This is a genomic window from Neptuniibacter sp. QD34_54 (assembly GCF_047778055.1).
GTDB lineage: Bacteria > Pseudomonadota > Gammaproteobacteria > Pseudomonadales > Balneatricaceae > Neptuniibacter.
In genome coordinates this window covers 2077896-2101069 of sequence record NZ_CP180546.1, presented here as the reverse complement: position 1 = coordinate 2101069, position 23174 = coordinate 2077896, and the positions used below count along the sequence as shown (strand labels likewise).

26 protein-coding genes are annotated in these 23174 nt (G+C 43.1%); 16 read left to right on the top strand and 10 right to left on the bottom strand.

What is annotated here, in order from left to right:
• Positions 1-62 precede the first annotated feature (62 nt).
• The 3 genes from ACMXYP_RS09580 to gloB all read right to left on the bottom strand — a co-directional run bounded on the left by ACMXYP_RS09580 (position 63) and on the right by gloB (position 2833).
• Complete coding sequence (locus tag ACMXYP_RS09580; RefSeq protein ID WP_415881414.1) at positions 63-311, bottom strand: hypothetical protein; 249 nt, start codon at positions 309-311, stop codon at positions 63-65.
• Positions 312-328: 17 nt separating this feature from the next.
• Positions 329-1909 carry a LysM peptidoglycan-binding domain-containing protein gene (locus tag ACMXYP_RS09575; protein WP_415881413.1) on the bottom strand — a complete coding sequence of 527 codons (1581 nt, stop codon included), beginning with the start codon at positions 1907-1909 and terminating at the stop codon, positions 329-331.
• Positions 1910-2059: 150 nt separating this feature from the next.
• Complete coding sequence (gloB, locus tag ACMXYP_RS09570; RefSeq protein WP_415881412.1) at positions 2060-2833, bottom strand: hydroxyacylglutathione hydrolase; 774 nt, start codon at positions 2831-2833, stop codon at positions 2060-2062.
• 116 nt (positions 2834-2949) lie between these two features.
• Here gloB and ACMXYP_RS09565 point away from each other — a divergent pair, with 116 nt between their 5' ends.
• The 3 genes from ACMXYP_RS09565 to ACMXYP_RS09555 all read left to right on the top strand — a co-directional run bounded on the left by ACMXYP_RS09565 (position 2950) and on the right by ACMXYP_RS09555 (position 4562).
• Entirely contained in the window at positions 2950-3720 is a 771-nt protein-coding gene (locus tag ACMXYP_RS09565) for a class I SAM-dependent methyltransferase (RefSeq protein WP_415881411.1), read from the top strand.
• Positions 3707-4141, top strand: a complete 435-nt coding sequence (rnhA, locus tag ACMXYP_RS09560; RefSeq protein WP_415881410.1) for a ribonuclease HI — start codon at positions 3707-3709, stop codon at positions 4139-4141. Before ACMXYP_RS09565 ends, rnhA begins: the two co-directional genes overlap by 14 nt.
• A gap of 112 nt (positions 4142-4253) precedes the next feature.
• Positions 4254-4562 carry a DUF4124 domain-containing protein gene (locus ACMXYP_RS09555; RefSeq protein ID WP_415881409.1) on the top strand — a complete coding sequence of 103 codons (309 nt, stop codon included), beginning with the start codon at positions 4254-4256 and terminating at the stop codon, positions 4560-4562.
• Between the two features lie 37 nt (positions 4563-4599).
• Here ACMXYP_RS09555 and ACMXYP_RS09550 read toward each other — a convergent pair whose 3' ends face one another.
• The 5 genes from ACMXYP_RS09550 to ACMXYP_RS09530 all read right to left on the bottom strand — a co-directional run bounded on the left by ACMXYP_RS09550 (position 4600) and on the right by ACMXYP_RS09530 (position 8544).
• On the bottom strand, positions 4600-5175 hold the full coding sequence (locus tag ACMXYP_RS09550) for a DUF882 domain-containing protein (protein ID WP_415881408.1): 576 nt from the start codon (positions 5173-5175) through the stop codon (positions 4600-4602).
• 114 nt (positions 5176-5289) lie between these two features.
• Positions 5290-6579, bottom strand: coding sequence for a L,D-transpeptidase family protein (locus ACMXYP_RS09545; RefSeq protein ID WP_415881407.1), 1290 nt, complete (start codon positions 6577-6579; stop codon positions 5290-5292).
• Between the two features lie 214 nt (positions 6580-6793).
• Positions 6794-7114, bottom strand: coding sequence for a hypothetical protein (locus ACMXYP_RS09540; RefSeq protein WP_415881406.1), 321 nt, complete (start codon positions 7112-7114; stop codon positions 6794-6796).
• Complete coding sequence (locus ACMXYP_RS09535; protein WP_415881405.1) at positions 7111-7959, bottom strand: hypothetical protein; 849 nt, start codon at positions 7957-7959, stop codon at positions 7111-7113. Before ACMXYP_RS09535 ends, ACMXYP_RS09540 begins: the two co-directional genes overlap by 4 nt.
• A gap of 3 nt (positions 7960-7962) precedes the next feature.
• Positions 7963-8544, bottom strand: coding sequence for a PilZ domain-containing protein (locus ACMXYP_RS09530; protein ID WP_415881404.1), 582 nt, complete (start codon positions 8542-8544; stop codon positions 7963-7965).
• Between the two features lie 213 nt (positions 8545-8757).
• Here ACMXYP_RS09530 and ACMXYP_RS09525 point away from each other — a divergent pair, with 213 nt between their 5' ends.
• Positions 8758-10002, top strand: coding sequence for a lipoprotein-releasing ABC transporter permease subunit (locus tag ACMXYP_RS09525; RefSeq protein ID WP_415884658.1), 1245 nt, complete (start codon positions 8758-8760; stop codon positions 10000-10002).
• Positions 9995-10684 (top strand): lipoprotein-releasing ABC transporter ATP-binding protein LolD, encoded by a 690-nt coding sequence (lolD, locus tag ACMXYP_RS09520; protein ID WP_415881403.1) that lies wholly within the window; start codon positions 9995-9997, stop codon positions 10682-10684. Before ACMXYP_RS09525 ends, lolD begins: the two co-directional genes overlap by 8 nt.
• Before the next feature lie 36 nt (positions 10685-10720).
• Here the strand turns inward: lolD and ACMXYP_RS09515 are convergent, their stop codons facing one another.
• Positions 10721-11209, bottom strand: a complete 489-nt coding sequence (locus ACMXYP_RS09515) for a DUF2062 domain-containing protein (RefSeq protein WP_415884657.1) — start codon at positions 11207-11209, stop codon at positions 10721-10723.
• Between the two features lie 112 nt (positions 11210-11321).
• Between ACMXYP_RS09515 and ACMXYP_RS09510 the strand changes: the two genes are divergently transcribed.
• The 10 genes from ACMXYP_RS09510 to ACMXYP_RS09465 all read left to right on the top strand — a co-directional run bounded on the left by ACMXYP_RS09510 (position 11322) and on the right by ACMXYP_RS09465 (position 21771).
• Positions 11322-13568 carry a DNA internalization-related competence protein ComEC/Rec2 gene (locus ACMXYP_RS09510; protein WP_415881402.1) on the top strand — a complete coding sequence of 749 codons (2247 nt, stop codon included), beginning with the start codon at positions 11322-11324 and terminating at the stop codon, positions 13566-13568.
• Between the two features lie 40 nt (positions 13569-13608).
• The gene (locus ACMXYP_RS09505; RefSeq protein WP_415881401.1) at positions 13609-14229 is read left to right on the top strand and encodes a MotA/TolQ/ExbB proton channel family protein; all 621 of its coding nucleotides are present in this window, start codon (positions 13609-13611) and stop codon (positions 14227-14229) included.
• A gap of 14 nt (positions 14230-14243) precedes the next feature.
• Positions 14244-14663, top strand: a complete 420-nt coding sequence (locus tag ACMXYP_RS09500) for an ExbD/TolR family protein (protein WP_415881400.1) — start codon at positions 14244-14246, stop codon at positions 14661-14663.
• Complete coding sequence (gene lpxK / locus ACMXYP_RS09495; protein WP_415881399.1) at positions 14660-15673, top strand: tetraacyldisaccharide 4'-kinase; 1014 nt, start codon at positions 14660-14662, stop codon at positions 15671-15673. The genes ACMXYP_RS09500 and lpxK overlap by 4 nt, the downstream gene beginning before the upstream one ends.
• Complete coding sequence (locus tag ACMXYP_RS09490; protein ID WP_415881398.1) at positions 15666-15851, top strand: Trm112 family protein; 186 nt, start codon at positions 15666-15668, stop codon at positions 15849-15851. Before lpxK ends, ACMXYP_RS09490 begins: the two co-directional genes overlap by 8 nt.
• A gap of 3 nt (positions 15852-15854) precedes the next feature.
• Positions 15855-16613: a 3-deoxy-manno-octulosonate cytidylyltransferase gene (gene kdsB / locus ACMXYP_RS09485; protein WP_415881397.1), complete on the top strand. Its 759-nt coding sequence runs from the start codon at positions 15855-15857 to the stop codon at positions 16611-16613.
• A gap of 332 nt (positions 16614-16945) precedes the next feature.
• Positions 16946-17758, top strand: coding sequence for an alpha/beta fold hydrolase (locus ACMXYP_RS09480; protein ID WP_415881396.1), 813 nt, complete (start codon positions 16946-16948; stop codon positions 17756-17758).
• A gap of 219 nt (positions 17759-17977) precedes the next feature.
• Entirely contained in the window at positions 17978-18457 is a 480-nt protein-coding gene (locus ACMXYP_RS09475; protein ID WP_415881395.1) for a low molecular weight protein-tyrosine-phosphatase, read from the top strand.
• Positions 18457-19479, top strand: a complete 1023-nt coding sequence (gene murB, locus ACMXYP_RS09470) for a UDP-N-acetylmuramate dehydrogenase (RefSeq protein ID WP_415881394.1) — start codon at positions 18457-18459, stop codon at positions 19477-19479. Before ACMXYP_RS09475 ends, murB begins: the two co-directional genes overlap by 1 nt.
• A 399-nt stretch (positions 19480-19878) precedes the next feature.
• Complete coding sequence (locus ACMXYP_RS09465; RefSeq protein WP_415881393.1) at positions 19879-21771, top strand: propionyl-CoA synthetase; 1893 nt, start codon at positions 19879-19881, stop codon at positions 21769-21771.
• Between the two features lie 83 nt (positions 21772-21854).
• Here ACMXYP_RS09465 and ACMXYP_RS09460 read toward each other — a convergent pair whose 3' ends face one another.
• On the bottom strand, positions 21855-22706 hold the full coding sequence (locus ACMXYP_RS09460) for an SDR family oxidoreductase (protein ID WP_415881392.1): 852 nt from the start codon (positions 22704-22706) through the stop codon (positions 21855-21857).
• Between the two features lie 237 nt (positions 22707-22943).
• Between ACMXYP_RS09460 and pqqA the strand changes: the two genes are divergently transcribed.
• Positions 22944-23015 (top strand): pyrroloquinoline quinone precursor peptide PqqA, encoded by a 72-nt coding sequence (gene pqqA / locus ACMXYP_RS09455; protein ID WP_003243383.1) that lies wholly within the window; start codon positions 22944-22946, stop codon positions 23013-23015.
• Positions 23016-23174 lie beyond the last annotated feature (159 nt).

The following is a 23174-nucleotide window of genomic DNA, read 5'->3' as shown; positions in this document are numbered from 1 at the left end:
ATTATCTTTTATATCAGTGACCTTTGCTGGGTTCCAGTAAAAGCCACTGATAAGACTGTTCCTTAGCTTTTTTGTTCAAATTGTTCGGACAATTCAGTTAGCTGATTATGGAGATGCTTACGCTTAACTTTCGCGTCGACGAGTTGCTGATATTGCTGTTGTAGGAACGTTAGTTTTTCCTCATTGCCATCAGCTAGACCTTTTATTAGGTCTTGATCCATCCACTTTTGAATGCGTTTATAAAGAATGACTTTAAACGCAATTGCAGTGACTGTCGCAAAAACAATAATAAAAATACTTGTAGCGTCCATGAGTCAGTCGTCCTGAATTAGTGTGCTCGGGTAACATCTACATACAAGGTCAGATGTTGCCCTGGGCGAATATACTTAGCTTTGTTGATCTTGTTCCAACGTAAGATATCCGCAACATTAACATTAAATTTGTTGGCGATAACAGAAAGCGAATCACCTTGGCGTACCTTGTAACCTACTTTGCGGATTACTTGGCGATCAGTTTCATTTAGCGCGGTTTGTGTTGGTTTGCTCCAAATAACTAGTTTCTTGCCAACTCGTAATGGGTCACCTGGTGCCATGCTGTTCCAACGTGCTAACTGGCGTACACCGACGTTGTAACGGTTGGCAATGCTCCAAAAACTATCACCTGACTGGACCGTGTGATGCTTTTGTTGGCGATCAGTTGTACGTGAAATGGTTTTCTGTCTGTCAGCATGACGTTGTTGCTGACTGAGGACATATTCTGTTGCCCGTTTACTTGCTGTTGGAACCAGCAGTGTTTTGCCTGCTCTGATATTGTTGCCGCTGATCTTATTAGTCGAGCGGATAAGGCTGACAGATGTCTTATATTTCTTAGCGATAGCGATCAAAGAATCGCCGGATTGAATTTTATAACGTGCCCACTTAACGCGTTGATCGCTGGGTAGCTCGGAGAGTGCTTTGGTAAATTGCTCGGCGTTATCAACCGGAACCAACAAACGATGCGGCCCTTCTGGCGCAGTGGCCCAGCGGTTAAAGCCAGGGTTCAAAAGGTACATCTCTTTAGTGCTGATATCAGCCATAGAGGCAGCTTGGGCAATATCAATCTGGCTACCTATTTCAACAGCAGCGAAATGTGGTTCGTTCGGGATTGGTTGTAAAGTTAAGCCGTAATGACCCGAATTTTTTACGACCTCAGCGACAGCTAAGAATTTAGGTACATAAGCCATCGTTTCTTTCGGCAGTTTTAAAGACCAATAGTCGGTTGGCTTATCTTGACGCTTGTTACGTTTTATAGCTTTAGAAACGTTACCGCCCCCTGCGTTGTAAGCTGCTAGGGCGAGTAGCCAGTCACCATTAAAACGTTTATGTAACTGTTGTAGGTATGTATAGGCAGCATCAGTTGAACTCAAAATGTCACGACGTCCGTCATACCACCAGTTTTGCTTTAGGCCGAAATACTTACCCGTTGAGGGGATGAATTGCCATGGACCTGCTGCGCGGCCGTGAGAGTATGCAAATGGATCGTAAGCACTTTCAATAATTGGAAGTAGGGCTAATTCGACGGGGATGCCACGTTCAATCGCACTGTTTAGAATATGGTGATAATAAGGAGCTGCACGTTTTACCACGCGTGCCATATGGTTAGGGTGTTTCTTATACCACTTAAGCTGAGTTTGAACTCTTGGGTTATCTAAATGCAGATCCATCTGCATGTGAGTACGTGTGACTTCCCATAAATCCGTTGGGATGGCTTCAGTCTTCTCTTTAGGTGATAAGGTGTGATTGGCTTGAGAAGGCTGATGATCTATCCCTGTATTAGAAGGAATAGTGTTTTTTTCGGTAACGGATTGGCAACCGCTTAATACTACGCATGCAGCTATAGATAGCAGGACCGATTTAGAAGATGAAAACATGGTGCTCCGGTGTTTAGGAGGTAGAGGATCCTACGAACAAGACAATGTCCTATACGACTATGGCTTATTCTGAGGTTCCCAAATCGATCCATTCTATCAGTGGCCCTTGAGGGGTCAAGGGTTCTCTAGAAAAGCTAGAAAATCAACAAATTAAAATTGATTCTTCCATTCCCTTATAGCTGCAAACACCGCTTCTTGGTCTAACTCTGTTTGATGAGTGAATTGCTTCGCAGCACTAATGACGCTTGTCTGATCTGAACGCATAAAAGGGTTAATACGTTTTTCTTGGGCTATTGATGATGGCAATGTTGGGCGATCAGAATTACGAAGCGAAGTGCATTGGTTAATCGCATCTTTAACATCTGAATTGTCAGGTTCAACTGCCTCTGCAAAGGCTAGATTGGCCAATGAATATTCATGTGTGCAGTAAACTTCGGTGTTATCTGGCAATGAATGGAAATGATTCATCGCTGCTAACATCTGCTGTGGCGTGCCTTCAAACAAACGCCCGCATCCCGCTAAAAATAGCGTATCCCCGCAGAATAACTGAGGTTGCTCGGTGCTAGAAAAGTAGCTGATATGGTCGAGTGTATGTCCAGGTATCTCTTTAATGACGAGCTTTTGTCCCCATAGATCAAGTGTATCGTTTTCCTTAAGGGGATTGGTTATACCTGAGAAAGGAGAGTTATGAGGCCCATAAACAGGAACTTGATATCTGTCCGTAAGTTCTTTTACTCCGTCAGTATGATCGTAGTGGTGGTGTGTGATTAATATGGTGTCGAGTTCAAGGCTATTATCATTAAGGTATGCGATAACCGGAGCTGCATCACCTGGATCGATCACAGCGACTTTCTGGCTGTCAGGAAGCTTAAGGAGCCAAATATAATTATCAGAGAAAGCAGGAATTGGTGTAACGCTAAACATTTGACCGCCTCTATCAAGTGAAAGGGAAACCTTCATTTGCAGTGTTATAAAAGAAATATAATACTGCTTATATTACATTGGGCCAGTTCTAATTAGACAAAATTATGGCAAATAAGATGAGTCGCTCTTTAGAAACTCAGCTCCCACATATTATGGCTTGGTTTGATACCGAATTAGGTCAAGAGCTTCTTCAAGCTGAAAGGGATACTGTAGAGCGTGTAATTGGTGCTCTGTTTGGCATGCACTTGGTACAGTTTTCAGTAGATAGTCGGATTACTTTATTTGAAAGTAGTCCAGTTACTCACTGTTTCTCTGTTATTCCCAAGCTTGGCTTAGGTGTTGGCGATAATTGCATTGTCGCTGAGAATACTGAGATACCTTTAGCTCATGAGAGCGTTGATGTAGTGCTTCTCCATCATGCATTAGATTTTACTGATTCCCCCCATCAAGTCTTAAGGGAAGCTTCTAGAATTCTCAGACCTGGTGGGCATGTCGTAATTGTGGGATTCAATCCGGTAAGCTCTTGGGGCCTTTATAGACTGACAAAGCGTAAAAGTGATATGCCGCCTTGGAGTGGTCGATTCCTTAGCCATAAAAGGCTATCTGATTGGTTAAAACTTTTAGAATTAACTGAACTGCGTCAACTTTCAGGTTATTATCGCGCCCCGTTTACTAAAGCGAAATGGCGAAGCCGTTTTAGGCTAGTTGAAAGCGTTGCAAGGCGTTTACCCGGCCACACGGGTGCATTTTCAGTTATGTTGGCGCGTAAAGACATTGCAGGCATGACTCCATTGCGTTCTGGCTGGGGATTAAGAAGGCTTATTACTCTGCCAGTCGCGGAACCCACTACCCGAAAATCATTAAGGAAAGTTTGTGAAGATCGTTGAAATATTCACTGATGGTGCGTGTAAAGGAAACCCAGGACCAGGAGGATGGGGTGCCGTTATGCGTTATGGAGATGCTGAAAAGCAACTTTGGGGTGGTGAACAGGATACAACTAATAATCGCATGGAGTTATTGGCCGCAATTAAAGCGCTTGAAACACTTAATCGCCCTTGTGAAGTTGTGCTTACCACTGATTCTCAATATGTCAGACAAGGAATAACTGAATGGATTGATGGCTGGAAGAAGCGTGGTTGGAAAAACTCACAGAAAAAACCAGTCAAAAATGCAGATTTATGGCAGCGCTTAGACAAAGCAACCGAGCCTCATTCAATCGATTGGCGCTGGGTAAAGGGGCATAGTGGTCATCCTGAAAACGAACTAGCCGATCAACTGGCAAACCGTGGCGTCGAAGAGTTAAGCTAGCAAAACTGTAACTTGGTTGAAGTGCTCTCCGTATGCGTGCTCTAAACTACAAATTACTGTTGTGTGTTATTTATACAAATGACTGCTATGCTGGGTAGAAAGGAGGCTCCCTATGCTAAAGCGGATTGCGTTTACTTCAGGACTTATTTTACTCGCAGCTAATCTTTCAGCTGGCGAAATGTACATGTGGGTAGACAGTGAGGGCGTAAGGCACTTTAGTGATCGACCACCGCAGAGAGGTGAAAAAGCTCAAGTTAGAGGTGAGGTTACTACTGATGTATTAAGGGTGGATAGACGACCACCTAGGCCTCCGGTCGCTGCAAACAATAGTTCTGGTAGTACCAGTAAGAAACCTTCAGCCCCAGAAAAACCAAAAAATGAGATAGAAGCTGAAGGTGATCAGGCCGAAAAAACAGAATAAGCCTTTCTCAACTGAAGAAAAATATTAGGAGATCGTTTTACGATCCCCACTGCCTTACTCTGCCTACATCAAGATGCACAAAGTTACTGCGTGTATATAGACCCACACCTCCAGACTTCATGCTCAATGCAGCACGTTGAAGATCTTTAACATCGACACCCGGAATGCGAATATCAATGGCTTTACCCTGCATATGCAAGCTTTTCTTAGCTACTTTTCCGCTTTTGCTGCTCAACATGGCATTGGTTTTAGGAGAGCGGTAAGCCGATATAACGTGAATAGGCTTATGCTCACCAAATGTTTGTTGCAAATCATGCAGCAACATCATTAGCTGTTGATTCATTGGGTGAACTTGATCTGTTCGATGATCGCGCAATAGGTGATCAAGTGCGCCAAGGCTATCCTTTTGGAAGCTACCTTCAGTGAAAAATGTACTATTTAAAGCTTCGCCAGTGTGCAGGTTTACCAATGATAACGAATGGTCTTTAGCCTTATGGATATTGGCAAAAGCTGCTGAGGGCATAGCGCTTAACGCTGATAATCCACCTAGGGCTTTTAAAAATTTACGTCGTGTCGGGGAAGGGATAACAATAGAATCTTTCTGATCGGTCATTAGGTATCAAAACATCTGAAAAAGAAATAATTATGCCTGATCAAATAATTGTTTGTATATAAATTGATCAGTCATCTGCATGAATTATTCTTGAGTATATTTTGAGCAACTTGATTAATTTTGGCGTGCATCTGTGTTTAAAAGTGCTTCTTCTAGTCGTGTTAGGTCATATCTATCGCGTTTATATAGGTCGTGACGGAAGTTTAAATCACCGTCCTGATCGATAAACGCAGTCCAATAAGTTACATGTAATGGGATAGGGTCTAACAAACGTATGTGTTTAGTTTTCTCTTGTTCAAATAATGGATCTAGTTTGCTGCTATTCCAACCTTGTGTCATTCGCATGAGCTGATCTGCAAGTTGGCGTGGTTGCTCAACTCGAATGCATCCTGAACTAAAAGCGCGCTTAGATTCATTAAAAAGGCGTTTAGCTGAAGTGTCGTGGAGATAGACTGAATAAGGGCCAGAGGTCAGGAATTTCACACTTCCAAGCGTGTTTGATGAACTTGGTGCTTCCCAAAAACGTTGATAGTTTTCGCCTTTATATAGTTTATCGTAATCGATATCTTCAGCAGCGATAATGCGTTTGTTATTGCCCCAGCCAGTGACTAGGTTCAGTCTCGCTTTCTTTAGAAAACTTGGGTCTTTCTCAAGTTCAGGCACGATATCTCTATAGGCGATACTCTTAGGCACGTGCCAAGAGGGGTTGATTACGATACGGTTAACTTCTGTTTCGAAGATTGGGGTTTTCCTTTTCTTCTTGCCCACGATGGTTTTCATGCTCAGGACTGATCTGCCTTGCTCGATCAGGTGTAGTCTAAAGTCAGGCACATTGACTTGAATGTAGCGATCAGTGTTTGGTTGGAACTGCTGAAGTCGAAGAATATTTACGTATAACTGATCCGCTCTTTTATGAAGAGAAACATTTAGAGTGCGTCTTGTTTCAGGGCCTGCAATACCATCAACCTTGGCGCCGTGCCTTTTCTGGAATCTTTCCAATGCTTCATGCAGCTCTGTGTCAAACAGTGGGTCTGAAATGGATGAACAGTTTGCTGATGAAAGATCACCCAGTGTAATGAGCTTTTCTCGAATCATCGGTACGTGCGGGTGGGTGTCGCCAAATCTTAGTAATGGCCCTCTTGGAATGGTTTTCCATTGCTGAGTATCTGCTAGAGCGCGGTACTTCTCATATTCTTTCTGCAAGATTTGAATCGGGTTCAAGTCACTAGCAAGATGCTTCACATCTTTGGCGTTAGATGGAGGTTTTAATAGCTCAGCTGAAGTTTCTGGAACGGAATTTTGATTTGCTGCCTGTAGAGGAGATGTTGCGGCTAATTCCATGCTTTGACATATCGGCGTATAAGAGCCAAGAAAGACCATTACTAAAGCAAGTAAATACTGCATAACTAGCCTCCTGCTTCTATGTCTATCCTGCCGCATCCATCAGCGACAAAATGAAGGGGTTTTTTAATTACAGGTCTAGCTTGGATATTCTTCAAGTTTGATAACGTGAAGGTTTTTCAAGGGAGATATTAAACGGTATAGCCTTAATTAAGGCTGAAGAGCACTCAGGAGCAGGTAGTGGATGAGTTCCGAGTGCTAAAGGAAAAAATGGAAGCTACTTCTTTTTGTTTTTGCGTTGTTGTTTTAAGGCTTCGTCGTTTTTGTAGTACTCATCTTCATAGTACTGACCTGTAATTTCTAAAAGCTTTTCAATCCAGCGGTTATAACGCGACCAAATGAAAAAGCCAGGTGTCATCAACACCATGACGCCAACCATCATGCCTGCGCCTGCATATTTGGGTGGAACTTGCTGAATGGCCCAGTCAAGAAAACCTAGTTTGTAGCCTGCGTAATACCACAAAATTAAGCCAGCGAAACCAATGCCAGCTGCTAAATGGTGGAGTTTAGTATTTTTGTTCGATTTTTCTTCAGTCATGTCTTCTTGTAGCGGTGTATACGCAAGCTCGGTAAATATGGTTCGGGGTCGATAATTACATCACTCCGAAGCTGCCGTTTGCGTTGATCGGGGGGTGTAAAAGAGGGGGTATTATATTCCGGAAAAGCTTCTTCTGCATCTAAAGGGAAAAATAAAGGAAGCGGGCAGTTACGAGCTTTTCTTATGAGTTTGTCTTTATCTTTCCAAACGATATTCGCTCGCATCACAGGAACTTGATTTTGTAACTGTACTAGCACTTCATTGCTTGGGATTTTGCCTAGTGCTTGAAGCTGAAGCTGGATATGTAATTGATTAGTATCCATAGCTAACAGGCGTTGCTCTGCTTCTTTAATCGATACTTTCCTTAAGCTTCTGCCACTACTGTACCAGCTAAAGGTTACTTTGTTTGGACGCTTTTCAAGTAGAGGTATTTGGCGGTAACACTGTTTTAAATTTACGCGCGCCATGCCTTGTTGCTGAAGTGCTAAATTAAGTTCTTCGGCGCGTTTGTAGATAATTTGGTTTGGGTCCCCGCGAGCTTCACGAAATTGTCTCACGCGAGTTTGAAAATTTTGCTTATGAGTATTGAGTTGATGAATCAGCGGAATGATATGGCAAGGCACACCAATGAGGCCGTATAGGTTCTCGGTACGCCGACCATCTCCTCCGGCTGAATGCCATATATTGGTGATAGTTTTTATAGCGTCAGTTAATGACGAATCCTGTTGGTTATCACTAAGCAGCCAATATCTACAGTCATTTTGCTGGAGTTGAGTGCTTAGTGACTTTTGTACTTGGTTCAGTCGATCAAAAGCTTGTGTGAGTGCAATGATCCCTTTGCTCATTACTTAAGCTTCTTGTGGTTCTTCAACTTGCTGTTTGCGCAATTTAGCTTGGCTTTCGAAAATCTGGCGAGCCAAAATCATACGGCAGTTCTCAGGCATTTTAATAAACTCGACGCTGGTCAGGTGGCTACCATCTCCCATGGAATCACTTCTTAGGCATTGTGCATAGAGTAGAAGGCCAATACATGAGTCAGGGAATACGAGCTTGATCGATAAGAATGCATCTTTTTTAATAGCTTCGTTGTATCTGAACTGTAAGCCGCCTTCAGATAGATTGACTTCTTGGATCGCGCTTTGGCCTACGGTCATTTCTGTTGAGGCGATTGCTTGGGCGATTCGCTCGATCTTGTTATGCATAACCGTCAATAAAGTCGCAACATTGCTATCTTTTTCTGCAACCTTACGTAATAGATGGCTACTGTCGCTATCAAGCGCTTGAAGTTGGCTTAAAAGAAGAAAATTAGGCGAAACATCGAACTGTGTAGGGCTTGGGTGATCAGAAATTTCTGATTCAGAAATGACTTTCAGTTCTAAAGAAACATGTTGGTCAATACGGAAATACTGACGGCGATCTTGTTCCTGCATGCTTTGCCCTCAAATTAATATTGCATAGATAGCTTGGAGTATATGAATAAACGCGTACAAAAGCACCTATGAATGATTTGTTTTAGTAGATTGAAATGTAAAGTTTTTATAGTAACTAATGTTTTAATAACAGTAAGTTAAGACTTGTTCCTATTCTAAAAGTTCAGTCTTTTATCGTTTCACACGCATAATTTTATGTGGTTTAATCGCCACATGTTTAAGCCCTTATCTATATTTATTGGATTGCGCTATACGGCAGCTAAGCGCAATAACCATTTTATCTCCTTTATCTCTTTAGCCTCGATGTTGGGGCTGATGTTAGGTGTGGCTGCATTAATTATTGTCCTATCTGTTATGAATGGCTTCGATAGAGAGCTGAAACAGCGCATTCTCGGTATGGTCCCGCATGCATCAATCAGTGGTTATGGAAAATCTATTGAAGAGTGGCCTGTGCTGGTGGAATCGCTGGAACAAAACCCTCGTGTGATTGCTGCTGCACCCTTCATTCAAGCGCAGGGGATGTTGACCAGTCGCGGAGTTGTTCGTGGAGCGCTTATCAATGGCATTGATCCAGCTGAAGAGGCTGACGTTTCAATTCTTGGTGATCATATCCAATCAGGTACGCTGGATGTATTGAATCAGCAGCGGTTTGGCATTGTTTTAGGTAATCTTTTGGCGCGCTATTTGGGGGTTAAGGTTGGCGATAAAGTGACGCTAGTCTTGCCAGAAGCATCTGTCAGTGTTGCAGGTGTAGTTCCCCGTTTGAAGCGATTTACAGTGGTTGGCATATTTGAAGTGGGTGCTGAGCTAGATGCAAATTTGGCTTATATCCATATTAAAGATGCTGCAAAAATTAAGCGATTAGGCGAAGGTGTGGATGGTATTCGCCTTAAATTTGATGATCTATTTGACGCGCCAAAAGCTGTCAGAGAAATTGCTGCAGGCCTTCAAGGTTATTACCGAACCAGCGATTGGACACGTACACACGGGAACTTATTCCAAGCGATTCAGCTAGAGAAACGCATGATTGGTCTTTTGCTATTCCTAATTGTGCTTGTAGCAGCTTTCAATATTGTTTCTACCCTAGTGATGGTCGTTACAGATAAAAAAGCTGATGTGGCCATACTTAGAACCTTAGGTGCTACACCTGGCAGAATTATGCGTATTTTTATGGTTCAAGGCACGGTGATTGGTATTTTAGGAACCTTGATGGGTACGGTTTTGGGTGTGACCTTGGCACTTAATGTCGCCGATATTATTGGCTGGGTGGAATCAACCTTTGCGATTCAGTTCTTAGATCCGAATGTCTACTTTATCAGTCAGTTTCCGTCCGATTTACAATGGCCTGATGTAGGTGTCATTACAGGCACAGCACTCATGATTAGTTTCCTTGCAACGATTTACCCTGCTTGGAGAGCATCCAAAACAGATCCTGCTGAGGCGCTACGATATGAGTAATCAAGAAATTGTATTGCAGGCGGCAGGGGTTTCTAAAAGCTACAGCGATGCTGGCCGAAATGTTGAAGTCCTAAAGGATTTAGACTTTGCTCTTCATAAAGGTGAGCAGCTAGCCATTATAGGCTCATCAGGTTCAGGTAAAAGTACGCTGCTTAATATCCTTGGCGGTTTGGATAAGCCTACGAAGGGCAATGTGATCATTAACGGTCATGATCTACATGCCGGTTCCGAGGCTAAGCGTGCGCAAGTAAGGAATGAAACCTTGGGTTTTGTATACCAGTTTCATCATCTTCTTCCGGAATTTACTGCATTGGAAAATGCCTCTATGCCTTTGCTGATGAGAGATCAATCCATTGCTGAGGTAAAAGAGCAAGCGCAAGCTGTGCTTGAGTCGGTAGGATTAGGCGAGCGATTACATCATAAGCCTGCACAATTAAGCGGTGGTGAAAGGCAGCGTGTGGCAATAGCGCGAGCTCTGATCGGGAAGCCTGCAGTTGTATTGATGGATGAGCCTACGGGTAATCTAGATCGAACAACAGCCGAAAGTGTTCAGGAGCTAATCGATAATCTTAATCAAGAATATGATATAGCTTTTGCCCTAGTAACACATGATCCTGAGTTAGCCCGTAAAACGGGTAGGGTGCTAGAGTTAATCGATGGCAAGCTAATTGAAAAAGGATGACTTAATGTCACCCTTTTTTATTGTTCTATAATCTGGTTACTTTGTACGTTTAGCTCGGTCTTTCCAGCTTTTTCCGACATGCCAAGCCCAGAAACCTTGTACTGTTAGATAGCCGAGTATACCGAATACTATCCCGCAGATTACCGATCCAAACAGTAGGGGCCACCAAACCAAGGATAAGCTGTTTTGGATGAAATCCATGCTCATCTCGAAATCGATCTGTTGGTTAGGGTCTCCAATAAGGAAATCTCCAACCAGATAAGTGAAATAAAATATTGGCGGCATAGTTAATGGGTTGGTAATCCAAACTAAGCCAACAGAAATTGGAAGATTACTTCGGATCATTACCGCAAGAATTGCAGCCACTATCATTTGCATAGGGATCGGCAAAAAAGCGCAAAACAAACCCACTAAAAAGGCACGTGAAACTGATTTTCGATTAAGGTGCCAAAGGTTTGGTTCGTGGATGTGACTACCAAGCCAGCTAAGATGTTTGTGCTGCTTTAGCTTGTCTTCATTGGGCATGTATTTTTTTATAAGTTTGCGCGGCATCTTCTTATTTACTTATTATGGGCTAGCAAACGGGATGAGGGTTTATTATGCCCCTTACGTTCAGTTAAGCCAAGGAAACTAAAGCATGAGATCAAGGATGATCGCGATTGCTGTTGGTTTTGCGGTGGCGCTTTTGCAACCGCAATTACTTCCAGTGACATTTTCTATTGCTATTGTGACAGTTATAGCACCTCTGCTGATTTTAACTCCGCGTATCAGATCATTACACTTGAGCTTTTTCCTCGTCAGTTTTCTCTATGTGAATCTGTGGGGTGTTGTCCAGCTTGAGCAACGTTTACCGGAATCTCTTAAACGCACAGACTGGAAATTACAGGGCGTCATAACCGATATACCTAGATATCAAGAGGGCGTTTTAAGATTTTTAGTAGATGTCGACGAGATTCAAGGGGTGCAAGGGGCAAGGACTGATGAAAATTTAAAGGTTAATCGACTTAGCCTTGCTTGGTATAACCCTGATTTAACACTTTCGCTGGGTGATCGTGTTGAGTTAACTGCTAGGCTCAAACCTCCACATGGCCTAGTTAATCCTGCAGGCTTCGATTATGAGCGTTGGTTGTTAGCTAGAGGGATTGATGCTACTGGCTACGTTCGTGGTCAAGTTAATGTTCTTTCGGAAGCCGATAGTTGGAACATTCGTACTCGAATATGGATTAATGACTCTATACAAACTCAATTTGAAACCCAGCAGACGATAGCTCTGTTTCAAGCATTAACGACGGGCACAAAATCGATGCTGGAGGCTCATGATTGGGACCTGTTGAAACATAGTGGCGTTGTGCATCTAGCGGTGATTAGTGGATTACACATTGGCTTTATGGCCTTCTGCGGTTGGTGGATCGGCAGGCTGGCGGGTGTCGTGTTTTATCGTATTCACTTTCAGCACCAGTTCCCCTATTTCGGCGCATTAAGCTTAGCTGCTTTTTATCTCTTGATATCAGGCGTAGGTATACCGGCACAACGCGCTTTTATTATGTTGCTGGTCTTATTGTTCACTGGTAGCAGAATGTTTTATCTGGATCATTGGACAAGGTGGTGGATAGCTTTTGTCGTTGTTCTTTCTTTCAATCCCCTTTCTTTTTTTGAGATAGGGTTCTGGCTCTCGTTTTTGGCTGTTGCATTGTTGATTTGGATATCTCAATTTTCGCGTGGATGGCGAATGGCCTTGAGCCTTCAGTTTATGTTGATGATAGGTATGCTGCCTATCTACCTGTTTTACTTTTCTGGTGTGTCGGTGATAGCACCATTTTTTAATCTGATCGCTATACCGTTTTTTTCAGTGCTTGTTCCTTTGTTATTCCTGCATCTTGGACTTACTTGTGTCGGTATCGATTTGCTAATTCCATTGCTGAACGGTATGTCAGATCTGTTTTGGTGGTCGGTCGAATGGAACCAAAAGGTTGAAATGGGCTACTGGCAGTTAGATGCTCCGAACATTGTTGTATTGTTTTTAGTGGTGCTGGTTGCGGGATGTTTGCTGTTACTGAGATTGTCGTTGCCTACATCGGTGGTATTGCTGCTGTTGATGCCTGCAATTGTCGGTTCAAGTTCTAAGTATAAGGACGACTCTGATTTTAGGGTTTGGGTTTACGATGTAGGGCAAGGCTTAGCTGTTAGAGTGCAGGTTGGGGAGTATCAATTACTTTATGATACTGGACCATCTTATCGCTCTGGTGGAACTGCCTATGAAAGGGCGGTTTTGCCAGATTTTGAGAACGCAAATATTGATTCAATCGATCATCTTGTTCTAAGTCATAGTGATAATGATCATGCAGGAGGCGCTGCAGCTGTATTCGATTCCATCAAGGTGGATAGGTTAACAACGTCTTATCGATATAAAAGTGCAGAGGTTTGTACAGCAAGTCGTGGATGGCTGGTGAATGGAGTTAAGTTTACGTTTCTTGCAGGAGCGGAAGGTGCGAATGATAACGATCGTTCCTGCGTATTAATGATCGAGTCGCCGAATTGCCGGTTGTTATTACCAGGGGATATTGGTGCTCAAAAAGAACTTGAGCTAATCCCTAAAGTTGCGCCAATTGTTGATTGGTTAGTTGCCTCGCACCATGGAAGTAAAACCTCTTCGTCTACTGCGTTTATCAACTCAATCAAGCCTTTAAATGTGATCTTTAGTGCTGGTTATGCAAACGCTTTTAGGCATCCTCATCCTGATGTTGTGCAGAGATTTTTAGATAGCGGGGTGAAAACCTATGAGACTGCTAAAGATGGTGCCATTATGCTAATTGCTGATGCCCATGAAGGGTGTAAAACAATAACAATGAGAGAGGATGAAAAACGATTCTGGAGATCGTTTTAATCTCTGTGATAGAGTACGCGCAGTCAAAGGAGAAATTACTGTGTTTGAGCTTTTACAATCTGGTGGTTGGATTATGATTCCAATCGTTATCTGCTCGGTTATAGCATTAGCAATCTGTTTGGAGCGTTTTTGGACTTTGCGTGCGGATCGTGTTGCGCCTCCAGGGCTTTTGGCAGAAGTTTGGACCCTAATAAAGCAGCGCAATATCACTGCAGAAAGGCTAAAAGATCTAAAGGGTAATAGCCCTCTAGGTCAGATTTTGGTGGCTGGTCTAAATAACGCATCTCATGGTCGAGAGATTATGAAGGAGAGTATTCAAGAAGCTGCTGGCCAGGTTGTGCATGATTTAGAACGTTTTCTAAACCCGCTTGGGACTATTGCTGCCATTACGCCTTTGCTCGGGTTGTTAGGTACGGTGATCGGTATGATTAAAGTTTTTACTGAGATCATGATTCACGGTACAGGTAATACCAGCCTTCTTGCTGGTGGTATCTCAGAAGCACTAATCACTACAGCGGCAGGTTTAACGATCGCAATCCCTGCGCTTATTTTTCATCGCTATTTTCAACGCCGAATTGATTCCTTAGTTATCACTATGGAGCAAGAAACGGTAAAACTTATTGAAGTGATGCACGGTGAGCGTGACATCGACGTTGAGTAGGTATAGGTAAGCGCATGAAATTCCCCCGCCAACGGGTTGAAGAGGTTAATGTCAATTTAACACCATTAATTGATGTGGTGTTTTTGCTATTAATCTTTTTTATGGTTTCGACTACCTTCACTAAAGAAACACACCTTGACGTTGATCTACCAGAGGCTTCTGGCGAATCAGTCGTCAAAGAGATCGAAGTTCTAGAGATTTTGATTACTGATGAAGGACATTACAGCGTAAATGGTAAGGCTCTAGTGAACACGCAGGCGAAGACGCTTCGACGTGCTTTACAGGAGTTAGCGGGTAATGATCGCGAAATGCCATTAGTGATTACTGCTGACGCTAAAACACCGCATCAAGCTGTTGTCACTGCGATGAATGTTTCGGGACAGCTAGGGTTTAGCAAATTGAGTATCACTACTCAGGAGCCTGATGCTCAATGATTCGGTTGGAAGGGCGCTGGTACTCTGAAAAGCCTGCTCCTTGTGTTTTAAAGCCTTTTAGTGCTCTATATAGATTTCTAGCTAAGAGAAAAAAGGACGCTGATTTGCAGCAGGCATGGGTAGCGCCTGTACCAGTTATTATCGTTGGTAACATCAGTGTAGGCGGAACCGGTAAGACACCCCTAACGATAAGTTTGGTCGAGAGATTAAAGCTAGAAGGTTATAAGCCTGGCATCATAAGTCGCGGTTATAAGTCTAAGGCGACACAATTCCCTTTTGACGTCACTACAGCAGATTCTCCCGAGTTAGCTGGTGATGAGCCTTTTATGTTGGCTCAGCGTTGCCAGTGCCCCGTTATCATCGATCCTAATCGACCTTCAGCAGCGCGGTATCTTCTAGATAATTACGAATGTGATCTCATTATTAGTGATGATGGTTTACAGCATTATCGATTAGATCGAGACATTGAGATTGTTGTTATTGATGGCGAGCGTGGTTTAGGGAATAGGGTATTAATGCCTGCTGGTCCATTAAGAGAGGAGCCAGACCGGCTTCGTAGTGTTGATCTTATTGTCAGTAATGGGTGCTTGCAGAGTAAGATTGCGGAAGCTGCAACTGTAGAAGAGATGTTCCTTCAGCCTACAGCGTTAAAAAACTGCTTAACGGATGAAGAGTTGTCATTGGATGCATTAAGCGGCAAACAAGTTCATGCTGTTGCAGGGATTGGTAATCCTCAGCGTTTTTTTAATACCCTTGAGCAAGAACTCAAAGTAACCGTTATTCCTCATGCTAAGCCCGATCATTCGTTTTATACTGTTGAGGATTTTCAGTTTAGTGATGACTACCCAGTGATCATGACAGAGAAAGATGCGGTAAAAGTTACTGAGTTTGCTCAGTCGCATTGTTGGTATTTACTAATTAAAGCGCAGTTGGCAGAGAGATTTTATGCGCAACTGCTAGATAAATTAAAGATTGCTATAGCTAATAAAGGTAAAACACAAAATGGATAAGAAGTTGTTGGATATTCTGGTATGCCCAGTAGCCAAAACGCCTTTGGAATACAATGAAAGCACTAATGAGCTTTTCTCTAAAGCGAGTGGGTTAGCTTATCCAATTCGTGACGATATCCCTGTGTTGCTTGAAACTGAAGCGCGTGAGCTAACCGCAGAAGAGCGCGAGCAGGATTAAGTTATGGGCTTTTCTGTCATTATACCGGCCCGCTATGCCTCGACTCGCTTTCCGGGGAAGCCGTTAGCTGATCTTAACGGTAAGCCAATGGTACAGCATGTTTACGAGCGTGCCTGCGAAAGTGAAGCGGATCGTGTTCTTATTGCCACAGACGACCAGCGAATCGCTGATGTGGCACAGTCATTTGGCGCTGAAGTGTGTATGACTTCATCTGACCATCCTTCTGGTACTGATCGCTTGCAACAGGTTGTTAGTGACTTAGGTTATTACGCTGATGATATTGTCGTAAATGTACAAGGTGATGAGCCGTTAGTGCCTGCTCGAATCATTAATCAGGTTGCGCATAACCTTCGTGCTGAACCTGAAGCTAGTATTGCTACGCTTAGCGAGCCAATCACAGATATCGAAAGTTTGCTCAATCCGAATGTTGTTAAAGTGGTTAGTGATGTTCGGGGTATGGCGCTTTATTTTAGTCGTGCGCCAATTCCATGGCCTCGCAATAGTTTTGCGGAAGATACGAACCGGAATGTTATGCCAGAAGGTTTTGCATGGCAGCGACATATTGGCATTTATGCATACCGTGTCAAACTGCTAAACGATTTTGTTAAGTGGCCTCCAGCGCCGATAGAAGAGACAGAGTGTCTTGAGCAACTTCGTGCAATGTGGAATGGTGCTCGAATTCATGTGGCGGAAGCTGATGAGCAGCCGCCAGCGGGCGTAGATACGCCAGAAGATCTAGAACGACTTCGTCGTTTATTTTAAGTTTTTTATCAAACGTTACAGCCAAGTATGGAGTGAAGCATCTTCGTACTTGGTTGTTCTATCTCCATATAAATCTTCCGACCTTTTGAATCGTATTGTTCGCTTTCTCAGCGTTAACGCTTCTATATATTTCCTGCAACTTTACAGCTCTTTTATCATTCTTCTAAATCCAAACTCTCAAGTGATTCTTTATAGATCGAATTCATAAATACCCGTATTATGAACGGCATTAATGTAAGTGATAATCATTAGCATCTGCTGATTTAGGATTCACCAATGTTGCTATTGCAGACACTAAAGTGAAAGGTTTTTTCATGCTTTAGGAGAGTCACATGTATAAGAAGTTAGTCATGGCATCGATTGCCTGTTTATCAGTAGCCGGATGTTCAATGGGTAAGGTTTCTGAAGAACCTAAGCCGACGTTGGTGTTTGTGCATGGCGCGCATCTCACAGGAGAGTCTTGGGCAAAAGTAATTGAGCCGCTTAAAAGCGAGGGTTATAGAACATTAGCCGTAGATCTACCTGGGCGAAATGACAGTCAAGATCCGAGAGAGGTCACTTTATCAGTGTCGTCAAAGGCTTTGTGTCAGGCTATGAGAGAGGTGAAAGGCTCAGTTTCTTTAGTTGCTCATAGCCAAGGAGGTGCGGTTGTGAATCATGCGTTATCTCTCTGTGGTGCAAATCAAATTCAATCGATTGCCTATATAGCCGCAGTAGCGCCATTAAAAGGGGCAAAACCTTTTGGATTGTTGAGCAAAGAAGACGATGAGAATTACTTTAGCGCTGTAGAGTACGATAAAAAGTCGGGCTGGCTGAAGATAAAAGATCCTAAAGCTTTTGCTGGGGTATTTACGTTTTCTAGCTCTGATTCAGTCAAGAAAGAAGTGTTAGCTTTGTCGGTTGATGAGCCTGCAGCTATCGCGGATGGTAAAGTTGAATATACTGATAAAGCTTTTTCAAAATTGAAAAAGTTATATGTTTATACTGAGCATGACAAAATTATATCTCATTCTTCTCAGCAAAAAATCGGCGCTAGTATCAAACCTGATGCTGAGGTGGTCATGGAAACGGGGCATCTGCCTATGCTAACTAAGCCTGAGAGTTTGGCAAAAGTTATAGATGAGTTCGTTTCCAGTCATCGGTAGTTTTTATTAAACTCATCTGCTGCGCAGGTATCTCCAGCCTGCGCGGCTTTCATTCGTTGTTTTTGTGTCGTTGCCTGTGCAATAGGCTAGCTTGCTAGTTGTAATTCCTCTTTCTTTGGATCCCTCTGTTACTTCTTTGCTTTAACTATTTTCGAATAATGGGATAATTGCTAAAAATTAAGCCCTTAAATAATGAGTTGGTGGGAGTTAGTTAGGCCGATGGATAAAAAAGTCTCCGTTTTGTTTGTGTGTTTGGGGAATATTTGTCGCTCACCCACAGCGCATGGCGTTTTTCAGGCAAAAGTTTTAGAGCAAGGTTTGGCTGGTGATATTGAGATCGATTCGGCAGGTACAGCGGCTTATCACGTGGGTAATCCACCTGATTCTCGCTCTGCAAAAGCAGCTAAACGACGCGGCTATGACTTGAGCGCTTTAAGAGCTCGTCAGGCGGTTACCGCTGATTTTGAGCAGTTTGATTACATTCTTGCTATGGACACTCAAAACTTGTGTGATCTGCAAGCTATATCTCCCGCTAACTATCAAGGAAAACTGTGCTTGTTTTTGGATTATGCAGGCATGAGCTCCGCTGATGTTCCAGATCCTTACTATGATGGTGAAGCTGGTTTCGAGCATGTTCTGGATCTTGTGGAATCAGCATCAGACGGTCTTCTACAGCATATAAAGAAGGGATTAAGTTGATGGCTTGGCAGAAAGAGGTTGACCTTACGGCGCATAATAGTTTTGGCTTCAAAGCTATTGCTGAGCATTACACGCAAGTTCAAACCGTTGAAGAATTAGAATCTGCGTTAGATGACGTTGAGGCTAATAACTGGCCTCTATTGGTTTTAGGTGGTGGCAGTAATCTAGTGTTACGTGATCGAATTCCTGGTGCAGTTATCTCTGTTGGCATAACAGGAGTGAAGGTGCTGGCTGATGATGGTGATCAAGCAATAGTCGAAGTCGGTGCTGGTGAAAACTGGCATTCATTTATTGGTCGTCTATTAGAGATGGGACTGCATGGCCTAGAAAACTTAGCGCTCATACCAGGTTCAGTTGGTGCGGCACCTGTACAAAATATTGGTGCTTACGGGGTTGAGTTAAAAGACTGCTTCCACAGTCTGACGGCTTATGATCGCAAGAATAAAGAGTTGGTTCAGATTAATCGTGAAGAATGTCAGTTTGGATATAGGGACAGTATCTTTAAATCCGCAGAACATGGTCGCTATATTATCTGGAGTGTTAGGTTTTCTTTAACCAGTACTTTTACTCCGCAACTAGCGTACCGTGGTTTAGCTGATGTTCTTGGTGCCAAGGGTGTTGATCAGCCAACAGCCTTAGATGTGTACACTGCCGTTTGCGATATTCGCAGCTCTAAGCTTCCAGTACCTTCGGTGATAGGTAATGCCGGTAGTTTCTTTGAAAATCCTGTGATCAGTAATGCGCAATTCGATACATTAAAGGCTAAGTTCTCAAATATTGTTGGATACCCTGAGGGAACTGAGCATCATAAAGTTGCTGCAGGCTGGCTGATTGATCAGTTGGGCTGGAAGGGGCATAAAGGCGATGGCGTTGGTGTATACGATAAACAAGCCCTAGTGTTGGTCAACCTAGGGGAGGGTGATGCAGATCGCTTGTTAAGCTTAGCGTCGGATATAAAAGCTTCAGTAAAGAAGCAGTATGGTATAGATCTGCATATAGAGCCTCGAATATATCCTCGTTAGTTTGAGTATTCTTGAATGTCTAAAAAGGCGACCCATTGGGTCGCCTTTTTATTTGCATGTCTTTAGGTTTAGGTTGCAGATATGTATGGGGTCATTATTCTTTAGTTTTAGTGCCAAACAATAAGATTGTCGACAATCCAGCTTGTTTGCCGCATATTTACTGATTTCTTTAAGTTTTTATTGATCTGGGTTGTGCTTATAAATAGGCGTATCAGCCTTTTGTATTAGATTAAACAGAGATATTCTCAGTTAAAGTGTGTCTACACATTCGAGAAAGTGTCTACAATAAATAGTGTTTCGACAAATAATTCCTCGTAGAAGGAAGCTAATAACAAGAAACCATAAAAATCGCTTTCAGTGTCTACAATTCGTTAACTTATGGGAAAGAGGCCAGAGTGCATGACTTATAGAGCAGAATATTCTAAGTCTATTGAGGCGCCAGAAGAGTTTTGGAAAGAAAAGGCGCAAGATCTGAAATGGTTTAAAGCACCTGAAAAGATTCTATCGAAAGATGAGAACGGTATTGATCGTTGGTTTGCTGATGGCGAGATGAATACTGCCTATCTTGCATTGGATTACCATGTGGAAAATGGTCGTGCTGATACTACAGCGATCATCTACGATTCCCCGGTTACAGGTCAGAAACGCAAGATTAGTTACCTGGAGCTAAGAGATGAGGTGGCTAAATTTGCAGGTGTGCTTAAATCTCAAGGCGTTGAAAAGGGTGATCGTGTAGTTATTTACATGCCGATGATCCCTGAAGCGGTTGTTGCAATGCTTGCAGTGGCACGTTTAGGTGCAATTCATTCTGTTGTATTTGGTGGTTTCGCACCTCAAGAGCTGGCTGTTCGTATCGACGATGCAGAGCCTAAAGTGATTGTTTCTGCTTCTTGCGGTATTGAGATCGCTAAAGTAATCGAATATAAGCCAATGCTTGATCAGGCTATTGAAAAATCAGCTCACAAGCCTGATGCATGTGTCATTCTTCAGCGTCCGCAGGTTGAGGCTTCTCTTGTAGAGGGGCGTGATCTTGATTGGAATGAAGCAATGGCGTCTGCTGAGCCTGCTGAATGCGTACCAGTAAAAGGTACTGATCCGCTTTATATTCTTTATACCTCGGGTACTACGGGTAAGCCTAAAGGTGTTGTTCGTGATAATGGCGGTCATGCCGTTGCCATGAAGTATTCGATGAAAGCTATCTACAATGTAGAAGCTGGAGATGTATTCTGGGCTGCTTCAGATGTTGGTTGGGTAGTAGGTCACTCTTATATTGTTTATGGACCTCTACTAGCTGGTTGCTCAACGATTGTTTACGAAGGTAAGCCTGTGCGCACACCGGATGCTGGTGCGTTCTGGCGAGTATGCGAAGAGTACAAAGCTAAAGTGCTTTTCTCTGCTCCAACAGCATTCCGTGCGATTAAGAAAGAAGATCCAGAAGGTGAACTGGTTAAAAACTACGACCTTTCAAATCTTCAGTCAGTATTTATGGCGGGTGAGCGTCTTGATCCGCCGACTTATCACTGGACTATGGAAACGACAGGAAAGCCAGTTATCGACCATTGGTGGCAGACTGAAACAGGTTGGGCTATCTGTGGCAATATGACAGGTATTGAAACGCTGCCGCCAAAAGCGGGCTCTGCAACAGTGCCAATCTCTGGCTTTAATGTGCAAATTCTAGATGCGGAAGGTAATGAGCTTCCAGCGGGTGAGCAGGGCTCTATTGCTGTTAAGCTTCCATTGCCACCAAGCTGCTTCCCAACTGTTTGGGGTGATTTTGAGCGTTATCGTTCAAGCTATCTATCTGATTACCCGGGTTACTACTGTTCTGGGGATGGCGGCTACAAAGATGAAGATGGTTATGTTTTCATCATGGGTCGTACAGATGACGTAATTAACGTTGCAGGTCATCGTCTGTCTACCGGTGAAATGGAAGAGATTGTGGCGGGCCACCAGGCTGTAGCGGAATGCGCTGTCATTGGTGTAAACGATCCACTAAAAGGTCAGCAGCCAATTGGCTTTGTGTTGCTTAAAAACGGCGTAGAAATTGACGAAGCGGATCTCGAAGCAGAGTTGGTTGCGCTGGTACGTAAAGAGATTGGCGCTGTGGCTTGCTTTAAGCGTGCAGTAGTCGTTGATCGTTTACCAAAAACCCGCTCTGGTAAGATTTTACGTAAATTGATGCGTCAGATTTCAGCTGGTGAAGATTATGCTGTTCCATCGACAATCGATGATCCAACAAGTTTGTCTGTCATGGAAGAAGTAATGGAAAGAAATGGTTTGGTTGGTATCTAAGTTCAATTAGATAACAGTAGCCACTAAAAAAGCCGTCTGATATTCAGACGGCTTTTTTGTTGTTTGAGCTAGGGCTTCTAGGATCATTGCTTGGTTTCTGACTTAGAAACTTTGTTCAGAATCCAGTCTAGAACGCAGGTTGGCAGCAAGCGTTTAAGAATACCAAAGAGCCATGTGGGTGTAGTTACATAATAGCGAGGTCGAGGCTTTAAGCTGGTCAATGCGTGATAGAGCGCTTTGTATACGGCTTCAGGCCCGAGAGTGAAAGGGTCCTTGCTGTAATCGTTATTGGTTTTTGCAAGTCGAGCTTCCACTGCATTATAGGTGTCTCTATGGAAGCTATTTTCTCTGTCGATATTTTTCTTAAAAGCAGAGAATGCATTAGCACGGAATTGGCTTTCAATTGGGCCAGGCTCAATCAAACTGATATGAATGTTGCTACCATCTAATTCCTGTCTAAGCGTGTCGGTCAGGCCTTCTAATGCAAATTTGGAGGCGTTGTATGCGCCTCGATATTGCATTGTGATGATGCCAAGCACTGAGCTATTTTGAATTATGCGTCCGTGGTTTTGCTTGCGCATGATTTTGAGTACTTTGCAGGTTAGCTCGTGTGTACCAAATAAGTTGGTCTCGAATTGCTTGCGTAAAGTATCTCTGCTCAAGTCTTCAACTGCGCCTGGCTGGCCATAAGCTCCGTTATTGAAAAGGGCATCTAGTTTGCCATCTGTTTGGCTTAGAACCCATTCAAGCGCTTCGTCTATAGAATTGCTGTCGTTTAGGTCTAGTTGAGCGCTTCTTAAGCCTTTTGCGGTTAAGCGTTCAACATCTTCTTGTTTGCGGGCTGTTGCGAAGACTTTGAAACCAGCATCGTGTAGCTCTTTAGCGCAGTAGTATCCAATACCAGATGAGCAGCCAGTAATAAGTATGGAATGCATAGATGACTCTTAGGAAGTAGGTAAATAGATTTTTAATCCTAACTTGTTTTTGGGCTTAGCTTTATGATTTTTAATGGTTTTTTATATTAATGGTGAATTTTGCCTGAAAAATACATTTTATCAGCTAACCTAAATAAGGTCGGAATTAATTCCAAAGTACCATACATGTCAAAGCGTGACCTACCTATTATCTGACTGTACATACCTTTCAATAACAAAAAACAGAGGAAAAGCATTATGTGGACTAAGCCTGCTTACACTGATTTGCGTATCGGTTTTGAAGTTACTATGTACTTCGCAAACCGTTAATAGCAAAGCTGTTACGTATTTTTAAATTACCCCGGCTATATGTCGGGGTAATTTATCTTGGAAGGACCCAAATCCCGTTCGAGGATTTTTCAAAGCAACTTTTCTTATGCGATCCTGCCTTTTTCCTGATATTTTACAGCAGGATGTCGACGGTTATTA